Genomic DNA, 25,820 nt, shown 5'->3' with positions numbered 1-25,820 from the left:
CAGGCTGCGCTTGATTTTCAGCGCCCAAAGCACGATATCCCGCCCGACATCCCCCAGAACCCGCCGAACTTGCGAGAAGTCTGTCCATGACCGATCCCGACCTGCATCAGAACGATCCGGAAAATCCTGCGCAGGCCAGCGAACCCGTCGTCTCGAAGCCCTACATCATGCCCGATGACCCCGAGACCGGCTCGGCCGAGGCCTTGGCGAAGGAGGCGGCCGAGGCGCGCGACAAGATGCTGCGCACGCTCGCCGAGATGGAGAATCTGCGCAAGCGCACAGCACGCGAGGTCGCGGACGCCCGGATGTACGGCATCACCGGCTTCGCCCGCGACGTGCTCGACATCGCCGACAATCTGCAGCGTGCGCTCGATGCCGTCCCGGCCGAGACGCGCGCCAATGCCGATGCGGGCCTGAAGTCGCTGATCGAAGGCGTCGAGCTCACCGAGCGCTCGCTGCTCAACACGCTGGAGAAGAACGGCGTCAAGAAGTTCGATCCGACGGGGCAGAAGTTCGACCCCAACTTCCAGCAGGCGATGTACGAGGTTCCTGATCCGTCGGTGCCGTCGGGCACCGTGGTGCAGGTCGTGCAGGCCGGCTTCATGATCGGCGAGCGCGTGCTGCGCCCGGCGCTGGTCGGCGTCTCCAAGGGCGGCGCCAAGGCGGCACCGGCCGCGAGCAACGACCAGTCGAACAGCGCGGCCTGAGGCGGGCGCCGCCAACGACCCATCAACTCATGCGATGCGGGGCGCCCATCCAGTTCGGATGTGACGCCCAAGCGTTTTGAACAGCGTTTTGAACCCGGTGTTTCCGCTCCGCCAGACCCGCAAGCGGTTCGAGCCCGGTGGTGACGAGCGTGCGCTGCGCCCGGCAGGCCGCAGCACATCGTGCCTTAACCAACCTCCGCTAGCGTGGGCCCTCACTGGCAGAGGACCGTCCCATGAGCCCCCCGATCGACGCCGTGACGCGCCAAACCCTGGCTCCGCCGACGCATGAGCGGCTGGCTGTCACGCCGTGGCTCCTGATCGGCGTCGTGTTCATCGTCGCCATCCTGCTGCGCCAAATCGTGCCGTTGAACACCGATGTCAGCTGGCTGCTCGTCGTCGGCGAGCGCATGCTCGACGGCCAGAAGCTCTACCGCGAGATCATCGAGATCAATCCGCCGATGGCGGCGTTCGCCTATCTGCCCGGCGTCGCGCTGGCGCGCGTGCTGCACGTCGATGCGCGGCATGTCATCGACGCGCAGCTGCTGTTGCTTGCGTCAGCCTCGCTCTATGCGGCGTCGCGCATCATCCGGTTGTCGCCGAGCCTCGCTGCGCTGAATTGGGGGCCGTTCGCGATCTGGGCCGCGGCGGTCGTGACAATCCTGCCGATGCACGTGTTCGGCCAGCGCGAGCACATCGCGACGCTGACATTCCTGCCGGGCCTCGCCGTGTATGCGTTGCGCAGCCATCGCGATCCGGTCCCGGCCTGGGCGGTCCTGGTGGCCGGCATCGGCGTCGGCATCACCCTGGCGTTCAAGCCGTTCTTCACCTTCCCGGCCGCGTTCTGCATCCTGGCCGCCGCCATGCGCGCGCGCAGCTGGCGTCACCTGTTCGCGCCGGAGAACATCATCGCCGGCCTGATCGTGTCGGCGGTGAGCGTCGGGACCTATCTGCTCTATCCCGAATACTTCACGGTGACATATCCGCTGGTGCGCGACACCTATCTGTCATGGTCGATGTCGCCGTCGGCCATCTTCGTCAACGTGGCGACGCTGCTCCTCGTCGTCGCGCTCGCATCGATCGCGCTGACACGCCGGAGCGGCCGGTTCGAAGGGCCGCTGCTCGTCCTGGTCCTGGCGTCGATGGGATTTGCGATCTCGTTCTATCTGCAGCGGCGCGGATGGCCGTATCATTCCTATCCGATGGTCGCGATGGCCATGTTGACGATGGGCTATGCGATGCTGGTCGGCGGCGATGATGGCGGCCCGGTGCGCCGCGCGAGCGCGGCGTCGATGTTGATCCTGACGGCAGCCTTCGCGCTCGGCCTGCAATGGTTCAATCTGCGCGTCGATGTCGGGCCGATCCCCGAGGCGATCGCCCGGCTGAAGCCGCATCCGCGGCTGCTGGTGCTGAGCGGCGAGGCGGCGATCGGGCATCCGCTGGTCCGCGACATCGGCGGCACCTGGGTGTCGCGGCAGGAGAATCTGTGGATCCGCGAATTCGTCCGGCTGACGCGCGAACGAACCACGGTCGATGCGGCGACCGAGGCCAGGCTGGAGGGCTATCTCGCGCTGGAGCGCAACTGGCTGGTCGAGGATTTCAAGGCGGGCAAGCCCGACATCGTGCTGGTCGACAATCTGCGCGATGGCTGGGGTGACTGGGCCCGGGCCGACGCCGAGCTGCAGCAGCTGCTCAAGCCTTATCGACTCGTGGCAACGGTCGAGGGGGTCGACATCCTCGAACGGACGGAGTGACTATTTCTGCGCAACGCCGATCGCGAAGGTATAGGGCACGCGCGAATAATCGTCGTGAAGCTCCAGCGTCACGCGGCTGAAGGCGCTGCGCAGCAGGTCGTAATAGCCGGCGCGGTCGCGGACGAAATCGCCGCGATCATTGTCGAGCAGCCATTTGGCAATCCGCGACTGTCCCTCGCGGTAGCAGCCGTCGAGCGTGAACAGCGCGCCGTCGGCCGCGAGCACGTCGCGAATGTTGGCGAGCGTGGTCTTCAGCTCGTCATCACCGATGTGGTGCAGCACGCCGTTCATCATCACGACGTCGGCCCCGGCGAACTCGCGCGCGGCGTCCGCATCGAAGTGCCGGCAATGGAACGCGCCGAGATGGCCGAACGACCGCTGCGCATGGGCGATATAGGCCTCGTCGACGTCGAACCCGGTGTAGTCGATGCCTTCGGGCAGATGGCGCAGGATGTAGCCGGGGCCGCAGCCGATATCGATGATGCGCATGCCCGGGCGCAAGGTCAGATAGTCGCGGATCGCCTTGATCCGCGCGCCGAAGAAGCCGCCGGCGTTCTGATAGGCTTGGTACAGCGCCGGATGCTTCAAGAGCTCCTTCACGAGGAGGCCTCCTCATAGGCCGAGCGGCGCAGCTCCGGTCCGGACTGTGCGAGCAAGGTGTTGAGGGGCGGGCTCTCGATCTCCTCCAGCGCATCGGTCGATAATTGTGGCACCCGGCCGCGCCGTTGGATCTGCGAGATCAGGAACAGCGGCCGGTTCTTGGACTGGATGTAGATCCGCCCGACATATTCGCCGATCAGGCCGAGCACCAGCAGCTGCACCGAGGAGATCATCACGACCAGCAGGGTCAGGCTGGTCCAGCCCGGCACGGTGCCGGAGAAGATCCAGCTGATCACGGCGCCGATGCCGACGAAAGTCAGCCCGGTCGTCAGCAGCGCGCCGACATAGGTCGCGATCCGCAACGGGACCATCGAGAAGCTGACCAGCGCGTCGGCGGCGAAGCTGATCATCTTCAGCAGCGGATATTTGGTGCTGCCGGCGAAGCGCGGCGCGCGGTCGTATTCGAACGCCACCTGCTTGTAGCCGAGCCAGGCCACCATGCCGCGGATGAAGCGGTCATGCTCCGGCATCTGCACGAGCTGGTCCGAGATGCGGCGGCTCATCAGCCGAAAATCGCCGGTGTCGACGGGAATCTGCACGCGGGTGAGCCGGGCGAGCAGGCGATAGAAGGCTTCCGCCGACCATGTCTTGAACCGGGTCTCGCCGGCACGGCTGCGGCGCTGGCCGTAGACGACGTCGGCGCCTTCGCGCGCCATCATCTCGTACATCGGGGTCAGCAGCTCCGGCGGATCCTGCAGATCGGCGTCGATCACCAGCACGAGGTCGCCACGCACGGTCGAGAGCCCGGCGGTGAGCGCCAGCTGATGGCCATGATTGCGCGCGAGCTTGACGGCGACGACGTTGCGGTCCTCGGCGAGCAGCTGATTGATGATGCCCCAGGTGCCGTCGGTGGAGCCGTCGTCGACCAGGATCAGCTCGAACCGGGTGCCGCACAGCGCACGCGCCGCCGCGGTCGTCCGGCGATGAAATTCGCGCAAGCCGTCGGCCTCGTTGTAGCAGGGCACAACGATCGAGACGAACATCTTGCCGGGGCGCGGCGTCTCGTCCTGCTGCTCGGTCAAAGGGAAGGCCTCGTGCGACCCCGACGGGGGTTCGGCTGCGCAGCGAGTGTCGGTCAGGGGCAGTTAATTGTTCTTCAATTCCGCGCCTCCAGGCGGCCAGATTCGCGGCTGCGCGATGCGCGCGAACGGCGACGCAGACCTCCGGTTAAGCATTTGCCGGCTATTGAGGGTGGGTCGACTGGTGGCAGGCCAAAGGCCGCTATCGACCACCTCGTGTCAGCACTGGACCGCGGACGATGGACAAGGCCGAGTTTGACCGTTTCGCTGACGCCTATGAGGATCAGCACCGTGCCAACGTCGCGGTGACCGGCGAGGGTCCGGAATATTTCGCGGAGTATAAGATCAGGCTGCTGCGCCGGATCGTCGATCGCAGCGGCGTCGACGTGTCGCAGATCTGCGATTTCGGCGCCGGCATCGGCAACTCCATCCCGTTCTTCAGGCGGTATTTCCCAGCGGCGGCGCTGACCAATGCCGATGTCTCCGAGCGCAGCCTGGCGCTGGCGCGGCAGCGCCATCCCGGCGGCGGCGAGAGCCTGCTGATCGAGCAGGATCACATTCCCTGCGAAGCCGGCCGTTTTGACGTGGTGTTCTCCGCCTGCGTGTTTCACCACATCCCGCATGACCAGCATGCCGCCTGGCTGCGCGAGCTGCACCGGATCACCCGGCCGGGCGGCCTGATTGCGGTGTTCGAGCACAATCCGCTCAACCCGCTCACGGTGCGCGCCGTGAACACCTGCCCGTTCGATGAGAACGCCGAGCTGATCCTCGCCCGCGACCTGGCGCGGCGTCTCCACGACGCGGGCTGGCGCGCGCCGCGCACGCAGTACAGCCTGTTCTTCCCGCGCGCCCTCGCCTGGCTGCGGCCGCTGGAGGAGATGCTCGGCTGGCTGCCGCTCGGTGCCCAATACGTCGCGCTGGCGCGTAAGGCCTAGGCTGAAGTCCGTCGAGGCGGCGTGCCCGGTCGTGGCCGCGCCGCCGAGGATTTGGCGTCCTCTCTAATCCCATCACCCCCAAAGAGACTGCCACGTCCGGGTCGCCCCACGGCTCCGGACAGCTCGGTGGCGCGTCCTTGCCATCCCCGACTCCAAGCTCCGTAAACCACAGATTGTCGCTGAGGGAAGAAGCAATCCGTTAAAGGTGTCGACGTATGGTCCGTAGATCTACGGGGGCGGGACCATGACGATCAATGTCGACGCGGATGGCGGCCTGGCGCTGCCGGCGCTGCAAGCCACCGACCGGTGGTCGCGCCTGCCCGTCGTGACGATCCTTCTCGTCCTGGTTGCAACCGGCCTGCCGATGCGGCATGTGGTGGCCGCCAATACCGATGTCAGCTGGCTGCTGATCGCGGCTGAGCGGTGGCTGGATGGCCAGCGGCTCTATTCCGAGATCCTGGAGACCAACCCGCCGATGGCGGTGCTGGTCTATGTTCCCGCGCTCCTGTTCGCCCGCGCGACCGGCTTTGCCGCGGAGGTCATGCTCGATGCGCTGCTGTTCCTGGCCATCGCGCTCTCGCTCGCCATCAGCATGCTGGTCCTGCGTGACTCCAAGGCTCTGACGCCGCGGCAGCGATGGCCGATGGCGCTGGCCGCGGTCGCCGTCCTGGCGGTGCTGCCCGCGCAATGTTTCGGCCAGCGCGAGCATATCGCCGTGATCGAGCTCCTGCCCGTGCTGGCGGTGCTGTCGCTGCGGGCCAATGCAGGGACGCCGCCGCTATGGGCAGCCGCCGTCGCCGGCCTCGGGCTTGGGCTCGCGGTCTGCTTCAAGCCGCATTTCGCGCTGGCGATGCTGGGCGTGATCGGCGTGGTGGCGGTGCATCTGAAATCGCCGCGTCTGCTGCTCGCGCCGGAGAACCTCATCGCAGCGCTCGTGCTGGCCATCTACAGCCTCGGCACGGTGCTGTTCTTCCCGGAATTCTTCAGCGACATGTGGCCGCTGATCCGCGACGTCTATTCGCTCGGCCTGCCATGGCCGGTGATGGTGGCGAAGCCCGGCGTCGCGCTCTGCGTGCTCATCCTGGTCGCCGCGTTGCTGTTCCGGCGCGGCAGCGCCGTGACGCCGACGCCGCTGGTGCTGCTGTCGGCCTCGGTGGCGTTCCTCGGCGTCTATCTCCTGCAGCGCAAGGGCTTTCCCTACCAATCCTATCCGATGCTGGCCTTCGCTTGGCTCGGCTTCGTCCAGGCGGTCACGGCTCGGCCTGCCGCGGGACGCGACGCACCGGCGCGAGCGGGCGTGGCTGCGGCAGCGACGGCGTTGTTCGCGGCGACGTTCGTCTGGTTCAACAGCGCGATGGACGGTCGCTTTCTCCGGCCGGCGATCGAGCGGACCGGCATCGTGCATCCGACCATCCTGGCGGTGACCGGCAATGCCGGCGTTCCCCATCCGCTGGTGCGCGCCGTCGGCGGCGTCTGGACCTGGCGCGGCCAGAGCCTGATGGTCGCGAGCTACGAGGATTTCGCCCGTGAGCTCGGCGCCGATCCGCAGGTGCTGGCGCGGATCGCTCTCTATGCGGAGCGCGAGCGCCGCTGGCTGGCCGAGGACATCGGACGGCTCAAACCGTCGATCCTGCTCGTTGACAACAAGACCAGCGATTGGGGCCAATGGCTGCACGCAGCGCCCGACCTCGATCGGCTGCTACGGGATTATCGCCTTGCCGAGACGGTGCAGGACGTCGACGTCTATGTCCGGCGGCCGGACTGAGCGGCGGCGCCGCTAACCCTTGGGCTGGATGCCGTCGCGGACGGCGCGGAAGCGCGGGAAGGCCGCGGACCATTGGTCGCGCGGGGCGCTGCCGATGATCCGCAGCGTGCTCGGGCCGCCGAAGCGCAGCCACTGCACCACCGTGACCGGCGTGTTGTCCTTGCCGCTCGTGGCCTCGATCCGGGTCTCATAAGCTGGCAGGCCGTCGATGCGGATCGGCTCGGACATCGTGATGCGGGCGTCTCGGACGCCGGGAATGGTGGTGGCGGCCTGCTGGGCCACGCGCCCACGATCGCCCGCTTCGGGAGCGACCCCGGCGATCAGCCCGATCACCACGAACGGCGCTGCCTCGAATCCCTTCTCCTCCTCGCCATCGGCGAGAATCAGCGCACCTGGTCCCAGCGTGCGCATGGTCTTGAAGCCGGACAGATCGGTGACATTGAACGGCATCGTCGACAGCTGCTCGTCGACCGGCACGTCCTTGCGCACCACGGCGGAGGCGAACATCTGGCGCACGGCGTCGTCGGTGTAGATCTTGCTCGCCGTCTCCGGCACCTGGACCGCCACATAGCCGGAGAACCCGATGCCGGGCAGGATCATCGAATAGCGCCGCACCGGCGTCACGCCGTCGCGCCCGTTCTCGACCGTGTAGTAGGCGGTGCCGGCCGACGTCTCGATGCTCTCCGGCTTGACGTTGCCGGTGCCGCCGGGATTGGCGTTGAACGCGTTCTTCACCTCGCCATAGGCGCCCGCCGGCAGCTCGGTCAGCAGCACCTTGACGCTCTGGTCCTCGGTGACGAACCCGGAGAAATTCCTCGCCTTGGTGAGCCCCACCAGCGGCGCGAGTCCGATCCGGACGCCGGGCGGAAACACGGCATCCGCGGCCAGCGTCGGTCGCAGCAGGGAGATCGACACGAGCGCCGCGGCGAGAAGTCGGGAGAACATCATGAAGAAACAGCCTCGTTCACTGACCAGTTCGACAAGCCGGTGCGACGGCCGTCATCGTCCCCGCGGTGGCCGTCCACGGACGAGACGCCTTTTACGCGGGTTTGCCGCGCCGGCAACAGGCCGATGGGTGCGACCAGAGGTTCCGCCTGCTGGCGTCCGATCCGCCGCCATTATCGTTTCGCTAAGCATGATCCGCGGTGCCGGCCGCATCCGAATGAGGGCGACTTTGCGGCTCAATGGGGAGCCGGTGCAGGGCTCGGCCGGCGTTCTCAGCGGCATCCCGCCTACATCAAGGGCAGCGATCCAGACCTCCGTTGCGGGCGTTCACGGAACGCCGAAAACTCCGCGTTTTTTCCGCGCGCCCAGGCCGCGTCCGGTCCTTGCGGGTGCCTCCCCCCCTCCTATATGACGCTCATCGTCGCAATATCGCGAGCATTTGATCTGAGGGGGTTTTGGATGGGGGCGCCGTCAGGGCCCCACCCAACCTGCCGCAAAAAGAAGGATATGAGACCATGGGAAAGGTCATCGGGATCGATCTCGGCACCACGAATTCGTGCGTGGCCGTCATGGACGGCAAATCGTCGAAAGTCATCGAGAACGCCGAGGGCATGCGCACCACGCCGTCGATCGTCGCCTTCAGTGACGATGGCGAGCGGCTGGTCGGTCAGCCGGCCAAGCGCCAGGCCGTCACCAACCCCGAGCGCACCTTCTTCGCAGTGAAGCGCCTGATCGGCCGCCGCTACGACGACCCGATGGTCGAGAAGGACAAGAAGCTCGTCCCCTACAAGATCGTCAAGGCCGGCAACGGCGACGCCTGGGTCGAGGCCGACGGCAAGACCTATTCGCCCTCGCAGGTCTCCGCCTTCATCCTGCAGAAGATGAAGGAGACCGCTGAGGCCCATCTCGGCCAGAAGGTCGACCAGGCCGTCATCACCGTCCCCGCTTATTTCAACGATGCCCAGCGCCAGGCCACCAAGGACGCCGGCAAGATCGCCGGTCTCGAGGTGCTGCGCATCATCAACGAGCCGACTGCGGCGGCACTTGCCTATGGTCTCGACAAGACCAAGGCCGGCACGATCGCCGTGTACGACCTCGGCGGCGGCACCTTCGACGTCTCGATCCTGGAGATCGGCGACGGCGTGTTCGAGGTGAAGTCGACCAACGGCGACACCTTCCTCGGCGGTGAAGACTTCGACATGCGTCTGGTCAGCTACCTCGCCGACGAATTCCAGAAGGAGCAGGGCATCAACCTGCGCAACGACAAGCTCGCTCTGCAGCGCCTGAAGGAAGCTGCCGAGAAGGCCAAGATCGAGCTGTCGTCGACCACGCAGACCGAGATCAACCTGCCCTTCATCACCGCGGACCAGTCCGGTCCGAAGCATCTGACGATGAAGCTGACCCGCGCCAAGTTCGAGGCGCTGGTGGCCGACCTCGTCGAGAAGACCATCGAGCCGTGCCGCAAGGCGCTGAAGGATGCCGGCCTGACCGCCGGCGAGATCGGCGAAGTGGTGCTGGTCGGCGGCATGACCCGCATGCCGAAGATCCAGGAGATGGTGAAGCAGTTCTTCGGCAAGGAGCCGCACAAGGGCGTCAACCCCGACGAGGTGGTGGCGATCGGTGCGGCGATTCAGGCCGGCGTGCTGCAGGGCGACGTCAAGGACGTGCTGCTGCTCGACGTGACCCCGCTGTCCCTGGGCATCGAGACGCTGGGCGGCGTGTTCACCCGCATCATTGACCGAAACACCACGATCCCGACCAAGAAGAGCCAGGTGTTCTCGACCGCCGAGGACAATCAGAACGCGGTCACCATCCGGGTCTTCCAGGGTGAGCGCGAGATGGCGGCCGACAACAAGATGCTCGGTCAGTTCGACCTGATGGGCATTCCGCCGGCCCCGCGGGGCATGCCGCAGATCGAGGTCACGTTCGACATCGACGCCAACGGCATCGTCAACGTCTCGGCCAAGGACAAGGCCACCGGCAAGGAGCAGCAGATCCGCATCCAGGCCTCGGGCGGTCTGTCGGAAGCCGACATCGACAAGATGGTCAAGGACGCCGAGGCGAACGCTGCGGCCGACAAGAAGCGCCGCGAGGCGGTCGATGCCAAGAACCATGCCGACGCGCTGGTGCACTCCACCGAGAAGGCGCTGGCCGAGCATGGCTCGAAGGTCGCCGACACCGAGCGTCGGGCCATCGAGGATGCCGTCAGCGACCTCAAGGAAGCGCTGAAGGGTGACGATGCCGAGGCGATCAAGACCAAGACCAATACCCTGGCCCAGGCTTCGATGAAGCTGGGCGAGGCGATGTACAAGCAGCAGGCCGAGAGCGATGCGGCCCGCGACGCTGCCAAGGATGACGTCGTCGACGCGGAGTTCACCGAGGTCGACGACGACAAGAAGAAATCTGCTTAATCGACGGTAGAGGCTGATAGCCATGACCCCCATGCCAAAGAGCGCTGACAGCGTCTCGTTGGATGGGGGTCATTTTCATTGAACAGGCGCGCGGCGATCGCGCGAGCCGTTGAGGTCTGACGATGTTCGGGCGGGTTTGATTGATGTCCACCAAGCGCTGCTACTACGAGACCCTGGAAGTCGAGCGCGACGCCGACGAGACCAAGCTGAAATCGGCCTTCCGCAAGCTCGCGATGAAATGGCACCCCGATAAGAATCCGGGCGATGCCTCCAGCGAGGTCAAGTTCAAGGAGATCAACGAGGCCTATGAGGTGCTGCGCGACGCCGACAAGCGCGCCGCCTATGACCGCTATGGCCATGCCGCGTTCGAGCAGGGCGCCGGCGGCGGCCCGCACGGCTTCGGCGCCGGCTTCGCCTCGTCCTTCTCCGACATTTTCGAGGATCTGTTCGGCATGGCCGGGCAGCGGCGCGGCGGCACGGGGCGCGAGCGCGGCGCCGATTTGCGCTACAACATGGAGATCACGCTCGAGGAGGCCTTCCTCGGCAAGACCGCGCAGATCGAGATCCCGGTCTCGGTGACCTGCGAGCCCTGCTCCGGCACCGGCGCCAAGGCCGGCACCAAGCCGAAGACCTGCGCGATGTGCGGCGGCGCCGGACGCGTGCGGCAGGCGCAAGGCTTCTTCACGCTCGAGCGCACCTGCCCCGGTTGTCACGGCCGCGGCCAGATGATCGAGGATCCCTGTCCGTCCTGCTCCGGCTCCGGCCGGGTGACGCGCGACCGCACGCTCTCGGTCAACATTCCGCAAGGCGTCGAGGACGGCACCCGCATCCGTCTCGCCGGCGAGGGCGAGGCCGGCCTGCGCGGCGGCCCGCCCGGCGACCTCTACATCTTCCTGTCGCTGACGAGCCACGAGTTCTTCCAGCGCGACGGCGCCGACCTGCATTGCCGCGTGCCGATCTCGATGGTGACCGCCGCGCTCGGCGGCGAGTTCGAGGTGCCGACGATCGACAACGGCAAGACCAAGGTGAAGATCCCCGCCGGCGCCCAGTCCGGCCGCCGCTTCCGGATCGCCGCCAAGGGCATGCCCGTGCTGCGCTCGCGCCAGACCGGCGACATGTACGTCCAGATCGTGGTCGAGACGCCGCAGAACCTCACCAAGAAACAGCAGGAGCTGCTGGCCGAGTTCGAGAAGCTGTCCTCCGGCGCCACCCAGCCCGAGGCCGCCGGCTTCTTCACCAAGGTCAAGGACTTCTTCGGCAAGGCCGCGAGCTGAGCCAGAGAGCCATTCGCTCGACCACCCCGGCCGGGCGGCCCCAGCCTGTGCGGATGCTGCGACTTTGCTGCTCTGCACATGCAAAAAATTATCAATTTCAAAGATATGAGCGCGGACCCGGCAGCCTTAATCGTGAGTTACGGTTCGGCTTGACCGCCCCGCCTGCGCCCTATACGTCTTTGTGACTCTTTTCTGACATCGCCGTGAAAACGGTCCCGTCCGGTACCGAGATGCCCCTGCAAACGTCCGTGCGTGCGTCGAAAAAACCTCTTCGTCTCGACGATGAGGTGCGATTCCTCCGCTCATGGATCGAGAAGCCGCTGCATATGGGCGCGGTGATGCCGTCGGGCCGCCTGCTCGCGCGCACCATGGCGCATTATGTCGATCCTCATGGCACCGGCCCGGTGATCGAGCTCGGGCCCGGCACCGGCGCGATCACCAATGCGCTGGTCGAGCGCGGGATCGATCAGAAGCGGCTCGTCCTGGTCGAATACAATCCGAGCTTCTGCGCGCTGCTGCGCGACCGCTATCCCCACGCCAAGGTCGTTCAGGGCGACGCCTATCGCCTGCGCGACACGCTGTGGAACGTGCTGGGCGGACCGGCCTCGGCCGTCGTCTCCGGCCTGCCGCTGGTCACCAAGCCGATGCTGACCCGCATGAAGCTGGTGCGCGATGCCTTTGCGGCGATGGCGCCCAACGCGCCGTTCGTGCAGTTCACCTATTCCGTGGTGCCGCCGATTCCGAAATCGCTGCCCGGCGTCACCACCGAGGCCTCCGAGCGGATCTGGATGAACCTTCCGCCCGCCCGCGTCTGGGTGTATCGCAAGCCCTGACCGGCAGCCGCGGTGTGCGCGGCGGGTCACACACCCGTCCGCCCGATGTCTGCGCTCAAGATCCTGATCATCCCCGGCTCGACCCGGGCCGGCTCGCACAATGCGAGGCTCGCTGCGACGGCAGCCCATCAGTTCGTGCAGGCCGGCGCTGACGTCACCCGGATCTCGCTCGCCGACTTCCCGCTGCCGCTCTATGAGGCCGATGTCGAGTCCGCCGGCGTGCCGCGAGAGGCGGTCAACCTGAAACGCATGATGTCAGCGCATCATGGCGTGCTGCTGGTCACGCCGGAATACAACGCGTCGGTGCCGCCGCTGCTGAGCAACGCGCTCGCCTGGCTGTCGCGTGTCGACGAGCCGCCCGAGGGCCGTGGCGCGGTGTTTCGCAGCAGGCCGTTCGCGATCGCCGCCGCTTCCGAGAACCGTTTCGGCGGTATTCGCGCGCTCTCCGCGTTGCGGCTGATACTGACCGCCTGCAACGCGCTGGTGATCCCGAGCCAGCTCGCACTCGGCTTTGCCGACAAGGCGTACAATGACCTCGATCGGCTGAAGCTGCCGGCCGACGTGGCCGCGCTCGATGCGCTGGTCAGGCAGCTGATCGAAACCGCCCAACACACGAATTGAGGTGACATGCCGACCGAGATTGCTCCGCGCGACCGCCTGATCGTCGCCCTCGACCTGCCCAGCGTCGCGGATGCTGAGGCGATGATCGCAAGGCTCGGCGACAGCGTGACGTTCTACAAGATCGGCATGGAGCTGACCTATGCCGGCGGCCTCGGCCTCGCCGAACGCCTCGCCGCTTCCGGCAAGCACGTCTTCATGGACCTCAAGCTGCACGACATCCCCAACACCGTCGAGCGCGCCACGCGGCAGATTGCCAAACTCGGCGCCCGCTTCCTCACCGTGCACGGCTTCGCGCAGAGCATGACAGCCGCGCTGGCCGGCGCTGCCGGCTCCAGCCTCGAGCTGCTCGCCGTCACCGTGATGACCTCCTACGACGATGCCGACCTCGCCGCCGCCGGCTACGCCATGACCGTCAAGGAGCTCGTCGCTCACCGCGCCGTGCAGGCCCGCGACATCGGCATCCACGGCCTGATCCTGTCGCCCGAGGAGACCCAGCTCGTGCGCCCGCTGGTCGGCCCCGACATGCAGCTCGTCACCCCCGGGATCCGTCCGGCGGGATCCGACGTTGGCGACCAGAAGCGCATCATGACGCCTGCGCTGGCGATCGCCGGCGGCGCCGACCGCCTCGTCGTCGGCCGCCCCGTCACCGCCGCCGCGGATCCCGCCGCCGCCGCGGAGGCCATCGTCGCCGACATCGCCACCGCCGTCGCGCTGGTCGGCAAGACCAATCGCTCGTAAGCAGAAACGCCTCACAACAAGGAGACCCCAGGGATGCCCAAGGCCTATTGGATCGCCCGCATCGACGTGCACAACATGGACGGCTACAAGGAGTACGTCGCGCAGAACGGCGCGGTGTTCCATCAGTACGGCGCCAAGTTCCTGGTCCGCGGCGGCCAGTACGAAACCAAAGAAGGCACCTCGCGCTCGCGCAACGTGGTGATCGAGTTCAAGGACTACGCCACCGCGCTCGCGTGCTACAATTCTCCGGAATACCAGCGCCTGGTCGCGATGCGCTCGCCGCACTCGGAAGGCGACCTGGTCATCATCGAGGGCTATGACGGCCCGCAGCCCTGACGCGCAGGCCGGCTCCGCGGCCGCCTCGGTTGCCGCCGCTGTCAGCCCCGGCTATAGCCCCTGACGGGGCGGAGGAACGCGACATGTCCAGGATGCGCTTGATCGTTGCAGGAGCCGGCGGCCGCATGGGCCGGGCGCTGGTGCGCGCCATCGCCGACAGCGACGGCGCCGAGCTTGCCGGCGCGCTGGAAGCCCCGGGCTCCGAGCTGATCGGCAAGGATTCCGGCCTGCTCGCAGGTCTCCCTGCCAACAACATCAAGCTCTCGGCCGATCTCTGGGCGATGTCGGCCGAGGCCGACGGCATCCTCGATTTCACCGTGCCGGCCGCGACCATCGCCAATGTCGCCATCGCCGCCGAGCGCGGCATCGCGCACATCATCGGCACCACCGGCCTGTCGGTGTCGGACGACGCCGTCATCAAGAGCGTCACCAAGCGCGCCATCGTGGTGCAGTCCGGCAATATGAGCCTCGGCGTCAACCTGCTGGCCGCACTGGTCAGGCAGGTCGCGAAGTCGCTCGACACCGGCTTCGACATCGAGATCCTCGAGCTGCACCACAAGCACAAGGTCGACGCGCCCTCCGGCACCGCCTTGATGCTCGGCCGCGCCGCCGCCGACGGCCGCGGCATCTCGCTCGATGACCATTCCGCCCGCGGACGCGACGGCATCACCGGCGAGCGCCGCACCGGCGACATCGGCTTCGCCTCGCTGCGCGGCGGCACCGCGGCCGGCGATCACAGCGTCATTTTCGCCGGTCCCTCCGAGCGCCTCGTGCTGTCGCACCAGGCCGAGGACCGCATGATCTTCGCCCATGGCGCGCTGAAGGCGGCGCTGTGGGCTCATGGCAAGCCGCCGGGCTACTACACGATGGACGACGTGCTCGGCCTCAAGGACCTGTTCTAATCAAACCAAGTGGATCTCGTAGCAATGAGCGAACGTCTCCTGGTGCTGGTGCGCCACGGCCAGAGCGAGTGGAACCTGAAGAACCTGTTCACCGGCTGGAAGGATCCTGATCTCACCGAGCAGGGCGTCAGCGAAGCCAAGGACGCCGGCCGCAAGCTAAAGGCGCATGGCCTGTCTTTCGACGTCGCTTTCACCTCCGAGCTGACCCGCGCCCAGCACACCTTGAAGCTGATCCTCGACGAGCTCGGCCAGCCCGGCCTGCCGACCTCGAAAAACCTCGCGCTCAACGAGCGCGACTATGGCGACCTCTCCGGCCTCAACAAGGATGACGCCCGCGCCAAATGGGGCGAGGAGCAGGTCCACGTCTGGCGCCGCTCCTACGACGTCCCCCCGCCCGGCGGCGAAAGCCTCAAGGACACCCTCGCCCGCGCGCTGCCCTACTACGTGCAGGAGATCCTCCCCTGCGTCCTCAACGGCCAACGCACCCTGGTCGCCGCCCACGGCAACTCGCTCCGCGCCTTGATCATGGTGCTGGAGAAGCTCACCCCGGAAGGCATCCTGAAGCGCGAGCTGGCGACGGGCGTGCCTATCATCTATCGCCTCAAGGCGGATTCGACCGTGGAGTCGAAGCTGGACCTGGCCGGCTAGCAGTCGCACGCGCGACCAGCCCGTCAGTTGACGGCGCCTTTGTGAGTTATGGCGCCCTCTGTGAGTTGAAGCCCCACTCTCCGCCCCGCCACCGGTGCGCCCCCTCGCCCCGTTCTTACGGGGAGAGGGCTGGGGTGAGGGGCAGCCCCACGGGCAGTGTCTCTTAAAAGCGCCCAACGACGCAGCTAATTAGTTACTCGTCATGCCCGGGCTTGACCCGGGCATCCATCCCCTTCGCGAGACTCTTTCCAAGAAGCTGGATGCCCGGGTCAAGCCCGGTCGTGACGGCCTGACGAGGCGAGCGCTGGCTCGGTTGTCTCTCCGAGTTCGGGAAATTAAAAATACGCCTTGCTAAATTTCCGAATCCATGATTATCTCCGCGCATCCCGTCTCACCGAGTGGGGCGTAGCGCGCGATCGTCACGACACGCGAGGCGGGGTGCGATGGCCGCGGTATTGCCGCAGCGTAGCTTGCTACGCCGACGAACGGCTTGCCGCGGACGTGAAGTCGTAGGGTCCTGATACCCCGAAGCTGGTATCACGCGCTGATGCGTAGGCATCATGCGCAATGGTGGCCAACAAGCCGGCGCACCAGGGAGACTGCGTATAAGCGTGAAGACCATCGCGCAGGGAATGCCGGTTGTTCTCGGCTGAACCTGTGGTGACTGCCGCCTGCTTTTTTTTCTGCAGGCGGGCCATGGGTGCGGCCAGCATCCGGCATTCCCTGCGCCCTCTCGATCTCGGAGGGACACGTACGATGCAGACCTCGGGCGTCATTCGCCGCGAGATCGCGCAACCGTGTCCCTTGCTGTTTGAACCGTGAATGTTCGGCCGTCGAGGTCTCTTGGGGGGGCCTCCGAAGGTAACGGTGCTTCGTGCTTGCCGCTCCGAGCCGCTGGGTGCGTTGCGAGCATATCTGGCGTCGTATGAATGGGAAGCCTCACTCACTACAGAGGCGATCCCAATGCGACTCACTCCATGGCTTAACGTCCTTCCCGCCGTTCAGAACGGTTGGACACTCGCCGCGTTTCTTGCGCTGTTGGCTGTTGCGTTCTGGCTCAGCCGACGCCGACGCTGATGTTAGGCATGATCGCCTCTGAGGGCAGCAGGTGGGAGATCCTACCCCATCCCCACCTGCCCAGCCTCCCACCCGATCATCGCCTGCTTGCGCGTCAGTCCCCAGTGATAGCCCGTCAGCGCGCCGGTCTTGCCGAGCGCGCGATGGCACGGGACCACGAACGAGATCGGGTTCTTGCCCACCGCCGCGCCGACCGCGCGCGAGGCCTTCGGTGACTCCAGCCTTGTCGCGATGTCGGAGTAGCAGACGGCGCGGCCCATGGGGATCTTGAGCAGGGCTTCCCAGACGCGGACCTCGAAGTCGGTGCCGATCAGGACGACGCGCAGCGGCTGCTCGGGGCGCCAGTGGTTCTTGTCGAAGATGCGCTGCGCCAGCGCGGCGGTGCCGGGGACGTCCTCGATGTAGGAGGCGCGGGGCCAGCGGCTCTTCATGTCGGCCAGCGCGCCAGCCTCCTCGCCGGGGTCGGCGAAGGCGAGGCCGGCGAGGCCGCGCGGGGTGGCCATCACCAGCGCCATGCCGAACGGGCAGGGGTGGAAGCCGTAGCGCAGCGTCGTGCCGGCGCCGCCGGTCTTCCATTCGCCGGGCGACATCGCCTCGTGGGTGACGAACAGATCGTGCAGGCGGCCGGGGCCCGACAGCCCCGAGTCGAGCGCGGCGTCGAGCACGCTGGCCGAGCCCTTCAATAGGCCCTTGGCGTGGTCGAGCGTCAGCGCCTGCATGAACGCCTTCGGCGTCAACCCGGCCCAGCGCCGGAACAGATGGTGCAGCTCGTCCGGCGTCAGGCTGGCGGCATCGGCCATGTCCTCGATGGTGGGCTGCCGGCGCCAGTGCTCCGAGATGAACGCGATCGCGCGGCGCACCGCGTCGTAGTCGCGGAGCGCAGCGGATTGTTGCGGGCCCGGCTTGGCCAGGGCGGAATCGTGAATGGCGAGGGTCATCATGAGTCCGGATGTAGGGCGGCCGGGGAGGGCACTCCACCCGATTTCTGATTGCGGGGCCATAGGCGATTGAGCCCGGGTGGCGCGGCGGCGGCGGTGTAACCTCGCCCCGCTTGCGGGGAGAGGTCGGATTGCATCGCCAGATGCAATCCGGGTGAGGGGGTACAGGTCTCTCCACGGACACTCCTGGCGCGCGGGCCCCTATTGAGACCACCCGTGGGGCGGCCCCTCACCCCAACCCTCTCCCCGTGAAGAACGGGGAGAGGGAGCGCGCTGCCGGTTGGGCGGGCAGCTCGGCTCCTACGGCCTTTGATCGCCTACAGCGGATTGAGCACCGGGCCGCGTTTCGCGGCCTGCAAGCCGGCCGTCAGGGCCTTCGCAAAGCTCGCCTTTTCCTCGGGGCCGAGGAAGCTCGCGATCGCGACGCGCTGGCCGCGGGCGACGAGATACAGGTGCTCGATGCCGAACTCCTCGTGGGTCTCCTGGTCGAGGCGCACCCAGAGCGGGTTGAAACGCCATTCCATGATTTGGCCCTTGTGGCTGACGCGGCGCAGGCGCAGCTCGGTCAGCGTAATGGAGACGTCCTCATAGGCGTTGGCGCGGCGGAAGTTGACCCGGAAGGCCCAGTAGATCGCGAGCGCGTCGAGGCCGAAGAACCCAAGCACCGGCCAGGCGCCCATCATCACCGAGGCGATGCCGCCGATGAAGCTGATGGCGCAGACCACGGCCATCAGCACCAGGAAGCCGGTGCGGCCGAGCGAGCGATGCGGCGTCAGCCGGGCCGAGAACAGCTCGGGATCAGCGGCGGCGGTGCCGGTCTCCTGATACGCAAAAGCATTGCCTGGCGTCATGGGGCCTCAGTATACCCGGATCATGGCCAAAATCACCCGCCCCCAACGCGCCAAGCCGGCCCCGGTTCGCACGCCCGCCAAAAAGGCGGCCAAGGCCGCGCCGGGGGCAGCGTCCAAATCCGCATCCAGAACGGTCAAGAAGGCTGCCAAGATCAGCCCGGCGGCCAAGCCGAAGGCAGGCTCGGTCAAGCCGGTCAAGACAGCGTTGAAGGCGACGAAACCCTGGACCCCCGCCGAGATCCGCGAGGCCTTCAGCCGTTTCGCGGTCTCGAACCCGGAGCCGAAGGGCGAGCTCGAGCACGTCAACCCTTATACCTTGCTGGTCGCCGTGGTGTTGTCGGCGCAGGCGACTGACGCCGGCGTCAACAAGGCGACGCGGCCGCTGTTCGCGGTCGCCGATACGCCGCAGAAGATGCTCGCGCTCGGCGAGGACACGGTGCGCGACTACATCAAGACCGTCGGCCTGTTCCGCACCAAGGCCAAGAACGTGATCGCGCTGTCGCAAAAGCTGATCGCCGAGTTCGGTGGCGAGGTGCCGCGCACCCGCGCGGAGCTGGAGTCGTTGCCGGGCGCGGGGCGCAAGACCGCGAATGTCGTGCTCAACATGGCGTTCGGCGAGCACACGATGGCGGTCGACACCCATGTGTTCCGCGTCGGCAACCGCACGGGCTTAGCTCCGGGCAAGACGCCGCTGGAGGTCGAGCTCGGGCTGGAGAAGGTGATCCCGGCCGAGTTCATGCTGCATGCGCATCACTGGCTGATCCTACACGGCCGCTACACCTGCCTCGCCCGCAAGCCGCGCTGCGAGCTGTGCCTGATCAAGGACCTCTGCCGCTGGCCGGAGAAGACCGCCTGACGCGACGCGCAGCTTTGCGGTTGGCCCCGCTGCCACCCTCCCCTGGAGGGGGAGGGTCGGCTCACACGGAGCGCAGCGCAATGTGAGCCGGGGTGGGGTGATCTCTCCACTCGCACCGGTGTCCGCGGCTTCACCCCACCCCGCTCGCCCGCTTCGCGTGCGATCGACCCTCCCCCTCCAGGGGAGGGTGACGGCGGGACCTTCGTGAGCAGATCAGCGCGGCGAGAGAACGATCATCAAGCCGCGCTGTGAGTTGCAACTGATCAGCCGCTGGCCGGAGAAGACAGCGTGAGGCCGCCCGCAGCTTTGAGGTTGGCCCCCGCTGCCACCCTCCCCTGGAGGGGGAGGGTCGGCTCACGTTGAGCGAAGCGAAATGTGAGGCGGGGTGGGGTGATCTCTCCACCGCATCGGTGTCCGCGGCTTCACCCCACCCCGCTCGCCCGCTTGGCGTGCGATCGACCCTCCCCCTCCAGAGGAGGGTGACAGCGTGACGGTCGTGAGCAGATCAACGCGGCGAGAGAACGATCTTCAAGCCGCGCTGTGAGCTGTGCCTGATCAAGGAGCTCTGCCGCTGGCTCGAGAAGACGGCCCGGTACGTAGCGCGCGACGTAAGGTTGCACGCGACTACGCGTTTGACAGTCACTTTAGCGTCACGCTGCGACGCGGTCTCACCATGGCCGGGCCACATCGCCGCCTGCATTGGTCATAAGATGAAACCCGAAATCCGGGCGATGTGAGTGGCGCGTGATGATGTCCGCGTTCTCGGAGTTTTGTGCGCCGGGACGGGGAAGGATCAGTTGCATGGACACCACCGCCGCACTCGTGTCGCTTGCGACCGCCGTGCCACCGCATCAGTTCCGCCAGAACGAGGTGATGGAGGCGGCGCGCGTGGTGCTGTCGCCGCGCTTTCCGCAATTCGACACGATGGCGAGCCTGTTCGCCAACACCGGCATCCGCGCCCGCTACGGCGTCAAGCCGATCGAATGGTACATGGAGCGGCGCGGCTGGCCGGAGCGTACCGCGGCCTATCTCGACGGCGCGGAGGCTCTATTTGTCGAGGCAACTCACAAGGCGCTGGCGCAGGCTGATCTCACCGCTGATCAGATCGACACCATCGTCAGCGTGAGCTCGACCGGCATCGCGACGCCGACCCTGGAAGCACGCGTCGCCGGCCGCATGGGCTTTCGCTCCGATGTCTCGCGCGTGCCGGTGTTCGGGCTGGGCTGCGCCGGTGGCGTCTCCGGCCTGTCGATCGCCGCACGGCTGGCGCAGGCGCGGCCGGGCACCAACGTGCTGTTCGTGACGTTCGAGCTGTGCACGCTCGCGGTGCGCCATGACGAGCTGAGCAAGGCCAACATCGTCGCGCTGAGTTTGTTCGGCGACGGCGCCGCGGCCGCGATCCTGCGTGCCGGCGACGGTGGCGCGACGCGCGTGGAAGCGACCGGCGAGAAGCTGTGGCCGGAGACGCTGGATATCATGGGCTGGAGCGTCGATCCCGAAGGCTTTGGCGTGATCTTCCAGCGCACAATTCCGGACTTCGTCACCGAGAACATGGGCCCGGCGGTCAACGAGATCCTCGGCAACATGAAGCTGTCGGCCACGGACGTCGATCGCTTCGTCTGCCATCCCGGCGGCGCCAAGGTGATCACGGCGCTGGAGCGCGCGCTGGCGATCGGGCAGGGCACGCTCGATCATGAGCGCGAGATCATCGCCGACTACGGCAACATGTCGGCGCCAACAGTGCTGTTCGTGCTGGAGCGCGCGCGTGCGCAAGGCCTGCCGCCGCGCTCGGTGCTGACGGCGCTCGGACCCGGGTTCACCGCAAGCTGCGTATCACTGAGGCACGCCGCATGACCTTCGCCGCCTTCGTCCTCGCCCTCGTCACCATGCAACGGCTCGGCGAGCTCGTGCTCGCCCGCCACAATACGAAGCGCCTGCGCGCGATGGGCGCGGTCGAGGTCGGCGCGGATCATTATCCGCTGATGATCTCGATGCATGCGGCCTGGCTGGTGTCGCTGTGGCTGCTTGGCATCGACCAGGAGGTCGATCCCTGGCTGTTGTCCGGCTTCGTGGCGCTGCAGGGCCTGCGCTGGTGGGTGCTGGCGACGCTCGGGCCGCGCTGGACCACGCGCATCATCATCCTGCCGGGCGCGCCGCTGGTGACGGATGGTCCCTATCGCTACATCTCGCATCCGAACTATTTGGTCGTCACGGCGGAGATCGCGCTGCTGCCGCTGGCGCTGCATCTGCCGTTGATCGCGCTGATCTTCTCCGGGCTCAACGCCGCCGTGCTGTTCATCCGCATCCGCGCCGAATCCGAGGCGCTGTCCGGCGCTGCTGGCGGTGGTGTCGGCGGCCAGACCGCATGAGCGAGACGGCCGCGCCGGAGGAGACGCCGAGCCTCGCCACCTGGCTCGGCTTCGTCCTGATGTGCGTCGGCATGTTCATGGCGATCCTGGATATCCAGGTGGTGGCGACGTCGCTGCCGACCATCCAGGAGGCGCTCGGCATCACGCCGGACGCGATGAGCTGGATCCAGACGGCGTATCTGATCGCCGAGATCATCGCGATCCCGCTCACCGGCCTGATGACGCGCGTGTTCACCTTGCGCTGGTTGTTCGTCGGCGCCGTCAGCGTGTTCACGCTGGCGTCGCTCGGCTGCGCGCTGAGCGTCAGCTTCCACATGCTGCTGGCGTTCCGCGTGCTGCAGGGCTTCTTCGGCGGGCTCCTGATCCCTGTGGTGTTCTCCGCGGTGTTCCTGCTGTTTCCGGCGCGGCTGCATGCGGTGGCGACGACGATCGGCGGCGTGGTCGCGGTGCTCGCGCCGACCATCGGTCCTGTCGTTGGCGGCTTCATCACCAACACCTGGTCGTGGCCGTGGCTGTTCCTGATCAACATCGCGCCGGGCATCGTCGCAGCGGTGGCGACGCCGGCGCTGCTGCCGAAGCAGGACATGAATCCGGAGGAGCTCGACAAGCTCGACCTGCTCGCGCTGCTGCTGCTCGCCGTGTCGCTGGGGAGCCTCGAGCTCGGGCTGAAGGAGGCGCCGAAGGGCGGCTGGCTGTCGTCGAACTGCCTCGCGCTGCTGGTGCTGAGCGCCTCGTGCCTGACGCTGCTGATCCAGCGCCTGCTGGCCTCTAGCGACCCGATCTTGCGCATCGCCAGTTTTCAGCGCCGCGCGTTCACGCTCGGCTGCGCGTCGAGCTTCTGTCTCGGCATCGGCCTGTTCGGCTCGGTCTATCTGATGCCGGTGTTCCTCGCCTTCGTGCGCGGCCATGACGCGTTCGAGATCGGCAAGATCATGCTGGTGACGGGCGTGGCCCAACTGGTCGCCGCGCCCATCGTCACCGCGCTCGACGGCAAGGTCGATGCGCGGCTGTTGACCGCGTTCGGCTTCGCGCTGTTCAGCGCCGGTCTCGCCGCCAGCGCATTCCAGCCGCCGACCGCCGACTATCAGGAGATGTTCTGGCCGCAGGTGGTGCGTGGCGTCGGCATCATGTTCTGCCTGCTGCCGCCGACGCGGATCGCGCTCGGCGACCTGCCGCCGGCCGAGGTGGCGGACGCCAGCGGGCTGTTCAATCTGATGCGCAATCTCGGCGGCGCCATCGGCATCGCGCTGATCGACACCATCATCTACGGCCGCGTGACGTTGCACGCCCAGGCGTTCCGCGACCGGCTGATGGCCGGCGACAGCACAGCCGCCAAGGCGATCGGGCTCGCGCCGGAGCTGCTGCGCAATCGTCCCCGCAACATTTCCGAGGAGCAGGCGATCGCCTATGTCCGGCCGCTGGTGGAGAAGGCCTCGCTGGCGCTGTGCGTCAACGAGGCGTGGTCGCTGCTCGCCGGCATCGCGCTGCTCGGCTTTCTCTTGATTCCGTTCGCGCGCAACAAGCCTGTCAGCGCGTCGCCTCGGAAGGTGGCGCTAGAGGCTGCGCAGCCGTCGCTCCGGCGACGGCTCGATCAGCTCGGGTCGCGGTCCGGATAGCCGCTTGTGCAGATGGACCATGAAGGCCATGCCGAACAGCGGCGTCGCCAGGTTCACGATCGGGATCGCGACGAAGGCGGCGATGATCAGGCCTGCCGTGAACACCGTCACCGCATTGTCCCGCCGCATCGCCTTGGCCTCCGCCGGCGGGCGGAAGCGCATGGCGGCGAGCTCGAAATATTCGCGGCCGAGCAGCCACGCCGTGGCGATGAAGAAGATCACGAAACCGGCGCCCGCGAGGAACACGAAGGGCAGGGCGATCAGGTAGACGAGAATGGTGAGGCCGGCGGCCTTGAGGCCTTCGGCAATAGCGATGCCGAACGGCAGCGCGACGCCGGGGCGCTCGGCCGGATAATGCTCGCGCTCGACCAGATCGGCGACGTCATCGACGAACAGGCTCGCGATCAGCGAGGTGATCGCCGGCATCAGCATGATGCCGCCGAACACGACGCCGAAGCCGGCCGCGATCGAGATGATCCAGGTCAGCACCTCCAAGGCTGAGTGGGATCCGGGACCAAGCATGGATTCGGCCCAGCCCTCGCCGGCGGTCGCGAGCCAGCTCAACAGCCGCTGCAGCCCGATCGCGAGCACGGTGATCAGCACCAGCGACAGCCCGATCGAGCGATACAGAATCGAGCGCATCGGCGGCGACAGCATCTGCGATAGCGCCTTGACGGCGGCGTCGATCATGGCGGTGGAACCTCTCTGCGAGACACGCGAGAGGAGTTAGACATGGCCGAGGGTTTCGGCAAGCCTGCTTGGCGCGGACCAAAGACTGCGGCCGTCCTTCGAGACGCCCGCCTCTGGCGGGCTCCTCAGGACGAGGGCGGAGTGCGCAGCGATGTTTCGCCGCGGCGATATCTCAATCCTCTCCATGAACACGCCTCTTGCGTGTTCATGGTTGATGTGCAGGACCGGGTTGGGTGCCAGAACCTCTCTCCATGAACACGCTCAGACGGCGGGGACGACTTGCATACCGAACTGACGAGCCAGTCGCTGGAGAGTGCGGTGTTTGGTTTCCAATACCTTCGCTTCGTATCGGGCCACACCTGTCTCGACGAAGTCCAGTCCCTTAACCATGACGCGCCAGAAGAGTGTGGCCAGCTTTCGTGCGAGGGCCTTGTTCGCGACAAGCCCGCCGCGCCGTGCCGCCAAGCGGCGGTAGAAGCCGCCGAGTGCGATATCCTTGCTGCGCGCCAAGGAGCGGGCGATCACGCAGAAGATCTGGCCGGGCCGGTTGCGGCGTCGTTTGACCTTTCCCTTGCGTTTGCCGCTTTGGGCGCTTCCGGAAGCAAGTCCCAACCACGAGGTGAAGTGCTTTTCGGTCGGCCACTTGGTCAAATCCGTACCGACTTCGCCGATGATCTGCAAAACACCGTATTCGGTCAGGGCGGGCAGTGTAGTCAGATCCTTGGCACCACAGATCTGCGCAAGAATCTGTCGCAGATCTGCAATATCCGGCGCATTGACGCCCGGCCGTGTGCGCGATTTTCCAGCCTTTGTCGGGCCAACCGGCGGCGTGTCCGAGCCCTGCATCTGGCGAAGAACGATTTCAATCTGGCGATCGCAGGCAGAGATGAGGCCTTGATAATGGTCCCAGCTTTGAACGGCTTGTGCGAGGGCGAACAAATGCTCTTCTGCCCAGTTGCCGCGCAGGGATTCGACGACGCGATCCGCCTTGACGTTTCGGATGCGAACGTCGCACAGCCGCAACAGCACCTGCGGATCGCGCTCTCCGGCGAGGATGGCGCGGATCACGGCCAGACCGCTCGCCCCGGTCAGAGAGCTGATGACATCGTGCAGTTTGATGTTCATCCGCTCCAGGGCCTTTTGCATGTGCTGGACATGTCCGGCCGCTGCGGCGATGTGGTCCCCGCGAAGGCGCAGATAGTCCTGCAGGCGGCGGATCTCGGCCGAGGGAACGAAGCCTGCTCGCAGCAAGCCATGTGCGTGCAGCGTAGCGCCCCACTGACAATCTTTCAGGTCGGTCTTTCGCCCCGGCAGATTGCGGGTCTGGCGACCATCTACCATCACCACTTCTATGCCTGCAGCTTCCAGAACCCCATAGAGCGGCAGCCAATAAACACCGGTCGCTTCCAGTGCGACCGAGCGTACCTGATGTTCAGCCAAATAGTCCCGCAGCGCATACAGTTGCGAGGTCACCGTGCCGAACACCATGGGTTCACCACCCGCGATCGATACATGCATTTTCTCGCTGCCGACATCGACAAAGGCTGCACGCGGATCCAAAACCGCCAAGTCACTCATCCGAGCCTCCATGTATCTGCTGCCCACTCTGACGCAGAGCCCCGCCGAGAGCCCGATCGCGCGTTTGAGATTGCAAACCTCTCCAACGGGAAGCGCTATGCTCGCCAAAATGTGCAATCGCCAGCTATCGGAACCAACCTCATGGCCGGGCAACAGTGCACCAGAGGTCAAAGCGGACATGCTGCTCCCGACGGAACCCGGCAGCCATGGTACCGTGTTCATGGTCGGTGTGCAGCACGCTCCGCGCTGGAGACTCATGGTGAGGAGCGCGCCCCTTGGCGCGCGTCTCGAACCATGAGG

The 25,820-nt window shown here is 66.5% G+C and carries 24 protein-coding genes; 16 read left to right on the top strand and 8 right to left on the bottom strand.

The genetic code is table 11. From position 1 onward, the window contains the following. The first annotated feature begins 86 nt into the window (after positions 1 to 86). Together grpE and ACVILH_RS07200 are read left to right on the top strand one after the other, a co-directional pair. On the top strand, positions 87 to 707 hold the full coding sequence (gene grpE / locus ACVILH_RS07205; RefSeq protein ID WP_456712274.1) for a nucleotide exchange factor GrpE: 621 nt from the start codon (positions 87 to 89) through the stop codon (positions 705 to 707). Between the two features lie 233 nt (positions 708 to 940). Then, a complete protein-coding gene (locus ACVILH_RS07200) occupies positions 941 to 2,458 on the top strand; it encodes a hypothetical protein (RefSeq protein ID WP_456712273.1) in 1,518 nt (505 codons plus the stop codon). Here ACVILH_RS07200 and ACVILH_RS07195 read toward each other — a convergent pair whose 3' ends face one another. Together ACVILH_RS07195 and ACVILH_RS07190 are read right to left on the bottom strand one after the other, a co-directional pair. Continuing rightward, positions 2,459 to 3,058 carry a class I SAM-dependent methyltransferase gene (locus ACVILH_RS07195; RefSeq protein WP_456712272.1) on the bottom strand — a complete coding sequence of 200 codons (600 nt, stop codon included), beginning with the start codon at positions 3,056 to 3,058 and terminating at the stop codon, positions 2,459 to 2,461. Beyond that, positions 3,055 to 4,101: a glycosyltransferase family 2 protein gene (locus tag ACVILH_RS07190; protein ID WP_456716893.1), complete on the bottom strand. Its 1,047-nt coding sequence runs from the start codon at positions 4,099 to 4,101 to the stop codon at positions 3,055 to 3,057. Before ACVILH_RS07190 ends, ACVILH_RS07195 begins: the two co-directional genes overlap by 4 nt. A 275-nt stretch (positions 4,102 to 4,376) precedes the next feature. Here ACVILH_RS07190 and ACVILH_RS07185 point away from each other — a divergent pair, with 275 nt between their 5' ends. Continuing rightward, positions 4,377 to 5,072 carry a class I SAM-dependent methyltransferase gene (locus ACVILH_RS07185; RefSeq protein WP_456712271.1) on the top strand — a complete coding sequence of 232 codons (696 nt, stop codon included), beginning with the start codon at positions 4,377 to 4,379 and terminating at the stop codon, positions 5,070 to 5,072. Between the two features lie 244 nt (positions 5,073 to 5,316). Continuing rightward, positions 5,317 to 6,837: a hypothetical protein gene (locus ACVILH_RS07180; protein ID WP_456712270.1), complete on the top strand. Its 1,521-nt coding sequence runs from the start codon at positions 5,317 to 5,319 to the stop codon at positions 6,835 to 6,837. A 12-nt stretch (positions 6,838 to 6,849) separates the two neighbouring features. Here the strand turns inward: ACVILH_RS07180 and ACVILH_RS07175 are convergent, their stop codons facing one another. Then, on the bottom strand, positions 6,850 to 7,785 hold the full coding sequence (locus ACVILH_RS07175; protein ID WP_456712269.1) for a hypothetical protein: 936 nt from the start codon (positions 7,783 to 7,785) through the stop codon (positions 6,850 to 6,852). A 512-nt stretch (positions 7,786 to 8,297) separates the two neighbouring features. On the opposite strand from ACVILH_RS07175, the gene dnaK reads away from it, so the two are divergent. The 8 genes from dnaK (at position 8,298) to ACVILH_RS07135 (ending at position 15,545) form a co-directional block, all read left to right on the top strand. After that, a complete protein-coding gene (dnaK, locus tag ACVILH_RS07170) occupies positions 8,298 to 10,193 on the top strand; it encodes a molecular chaperone DnaK (protein ID WP_009031329.1) in 1,896 nt (631 codons plus the stop codon). Positions 10,194 to 10,336: 143 nt separating this feature from the next. Next, on the top strand, positions 10,337 to 11,467 hold the full coding sequence (gene dnaJ, locus ACVILH_RS07165) for a molecular chaperone DnaJ (protein ID WP_456712268.1): 1,131 nt from the start codon (positions 10,337 to 10,339) through the stop codon (positions 11,465 to 11,467). Positions 11,468 to 11,697: 230 nt separating this feature from the next. Further along, positions 11,698 to 12,300, top strand: a complete 603-nt coding sequence (locus ACVILH_RS07160; RefSeq protein ID WP_456712267.1) for a class I SAM-dependent methyltransferase — start codon at positions 11,698 to 11,700, stop codon at positions 12,298 to 12,300. Positions 12,301 to 12,345: 45 nt separating this feature from the next. Further along, a complete protein-coding gene (locus ACVILH_RS07155) occupies positions 12,346 to 12,921 on the top strand; it encodes an NADPH-dependent FMN reductase (RefSeq protein WP_456712266.1) in 576 nt (191 codons plus the stop codon). Between the two features lie 6 nt (positions 12,922 to 12,927). Further along, a complete protein-coding gene (gene pyrF, locus ACVILH_RS07150; protein WP_456712265.1) occupies positions 12,928 to 13,659 on the top strand; it encodes an orotidine-5'-phosphate decarboxylase in 732 nt (243 codons plus the stop codon). 33 nt (positions 13,660 to 13,692) lie between these two features. Continuing rightward, positions 13,693 to 13,995 (top strand): DUF1330 domain-containing protein, encoded by a 303-nt coding sequence (locus ACVILH_RS07145; RefSeq protein ID WP_456712264.1) that lies wholly within the window; start codon positions 13,693 to 13,695, stop codon positions 13,993 to 13,995. An 83-nt stretch (positions 13,996 to 14,078) separates the two neighbouring features. Next, positions 14,079 to 14,897 carry a 4-hydroxy-tetrahydrodipicolinate reductase gene (gene dapB / locus ACVILH_RS07140; RefSeq protein ID WP_456712263.1) on the top strand — a complete coding sequence of 273 codons (819 nt, stop codon included), beginning with the start codon at positions 14,079 to 14,081 and terminating at the stop codon, positions 14,895 to 14,897. Positions 14,898 to 14,921: 24 nt separating this feature from the next. Then, on the top strand, positions 14,922 to 15,545 hold the full coding sequence (locus ACVILH_RS07135) for a 2,3-bisphosphoglycerate-dependent phosphoglycerate mutase (protein WP_456712262.1): 624 nt from the start codon (positions 14,922 to 14,924) through the stop codon (positions 15,543 to 15,545). Between the two features lie 473 nt (positions 15,546 to 16,018). On the opposite strand, the gene ACVILH_RS07130 is transcribed toward ACVILH_RS07135, so the two are convergent. The 3 genes from ACVILH_RS07130 to ACVILH_RS07120 all read right to left on the bottom strand — a co-directional run bounded on the left by ACVILH_RS07130 (position 16,019) and on the right by ACVILH_RS07120 (position 18,411). Continuing rightward, positions 16,019 to 16,258, bottom strand: coding sequence for a hypothetical protein (locus tag ACVILH_RS07130; RefSeq protein ID WP_456712261.1), 240 nt, complete (start codon positions 16,256 to 16,258; stop codon positions 16,019 to 16,021). A 405-nt stretch (positions 16,259 to 16,663) separates the two neighbouring features. Next, positions 16,664 to 17,563: a methylated-DNA--[protein]-cysteine S-methyltransferase gene (locus ACVILH_RS07125; protein ID WP_456712260.1), complete on the bottom strand. Its 900-nt coding sequence runs from the start codon at positions 17,561 to 17,563 to the stop codon at positions 16,664 to 16,666. Positions 17,564 to 17,877: 314 nt separating this feature from the next. Next, on the bottom strand, positions 17,878 to 18,411 hold the full coding sequence (locus ACVILH_RS07120) for a DUF2244 domain-containing protein (RefSeq protein ID WP_456712259.1): 534 nt from the start codon (positions 18,409 to 18,411) through the stop codon (positions 17,878 to 17,880). A gap of 22 nt (positions 18,412 to 18,433) precedes the next feature. Between ACVILH_RS07120 and nth the strand changes: the two genes are divergently transcribed. The 4 genes from nth to ACVILH_RS07100 all read left to right on the top strand — a co-directional run bounded on the left by nth (position 18,434) and on the right by ACVILH_RS07100 (position 23,252). Then, entirely contained in the window at positions 18,434 to 19,267 is an 834-nt protein-coding gene (gene nth, locus ACVILH_RS07115; protein ID WP_456712258.1) for an endonuclease III, read from the top strand. Positions 19,268 to 20,068: 801 nt separating this feature from the next. Then, the gene (locus tag ACVILH_RS07110; RefSeq protein WP_456712257.1) at positions 20,069 to 21,121 is read left to right on the top strand and encodes a type III polyketide synthase; all 1,053 of its coding nucleotides are present in this window, start codon (positions 20,069 to 20,071) and stop codon (positions 21,119 to 21,121) included. Beyond that, positions 21,118 to 21,636 carry an isoprenylcysteine carboxyl methyltransferase family protein gene (locus ACVILH_RS07105; protein ID WP_456712256.1) on the top strand — a complete coding sequence of 173 codons (519 nt, stop codon included), beginning with the start codon at positions 21,118 to 21,120 and terminating at the stop codon, positions 21,634 to 21,636. The genes ACVILH_RS07110 and ACVILH_RS07105 overlap by 4 nt, the downstream gene beginning before the upstream one ends. Next, the gene (locus ACVILH_RS07100; RefSeq protein ID WP_456712255.1) at positions 21,633 to 23,252 is read left to right on the top strand and encodes a DHA2 family efflux MFS transporter permease subunit; all 1,620 of its coding nucleotides are present in this window, start codon (positions 21,633 to 21,635) and stop codon (positions 23,250 to 23,252) included. Before ACVILH_RS07105 ends, ACVILH_RS07100 begins: the two co-directional genes overlap by 4 nt. Here the strand turns inward: ACVILH_RS07100 and ACVILH_RS07095 are convergent. Together ACVILH_RS07095 and ACVILH_RS07090 are read right to left on the bottom strand one after the other, a co-directional pair. Continuing rightward, on the bottom strand, positions 23,190 to 23,942 hold the full coding sequence (locus tag ACVILH_RS07095; protein WP_456712254.1) for a sulfate transporter family protein: 753 nt from the start codon (positions 23,940 to 23,942) through the stop codon (positions 23,190 to 23,192). The genes ACVILH_RS07100 and ACVILH_RS07095 overlap by 63 nt on opposite strands. A 261-nt stretch (positions 23,943 to 24,203) precedes the next feature. After that, a complete protein-coding gene (locus tag ACVILH_RS07090; RefSeq protein ID WP_456712253.1) occupies positions 24,204 to 25,520 on the bottom strand; it encodes an IS110 family RNA-guided transposase in 1,317 nt (438 codons plus the stop codon). Positions 25,521 to 25,820 lie beyond the last annotated feature (300 nt).

The sequence above is a fragment of the Bradyrhizobium sp. USDA 4353 genome (genome assembly GCF_054063215.1).
This window is presented reverse-complemented; position numbering and strand designations above follow the sequence as displayed.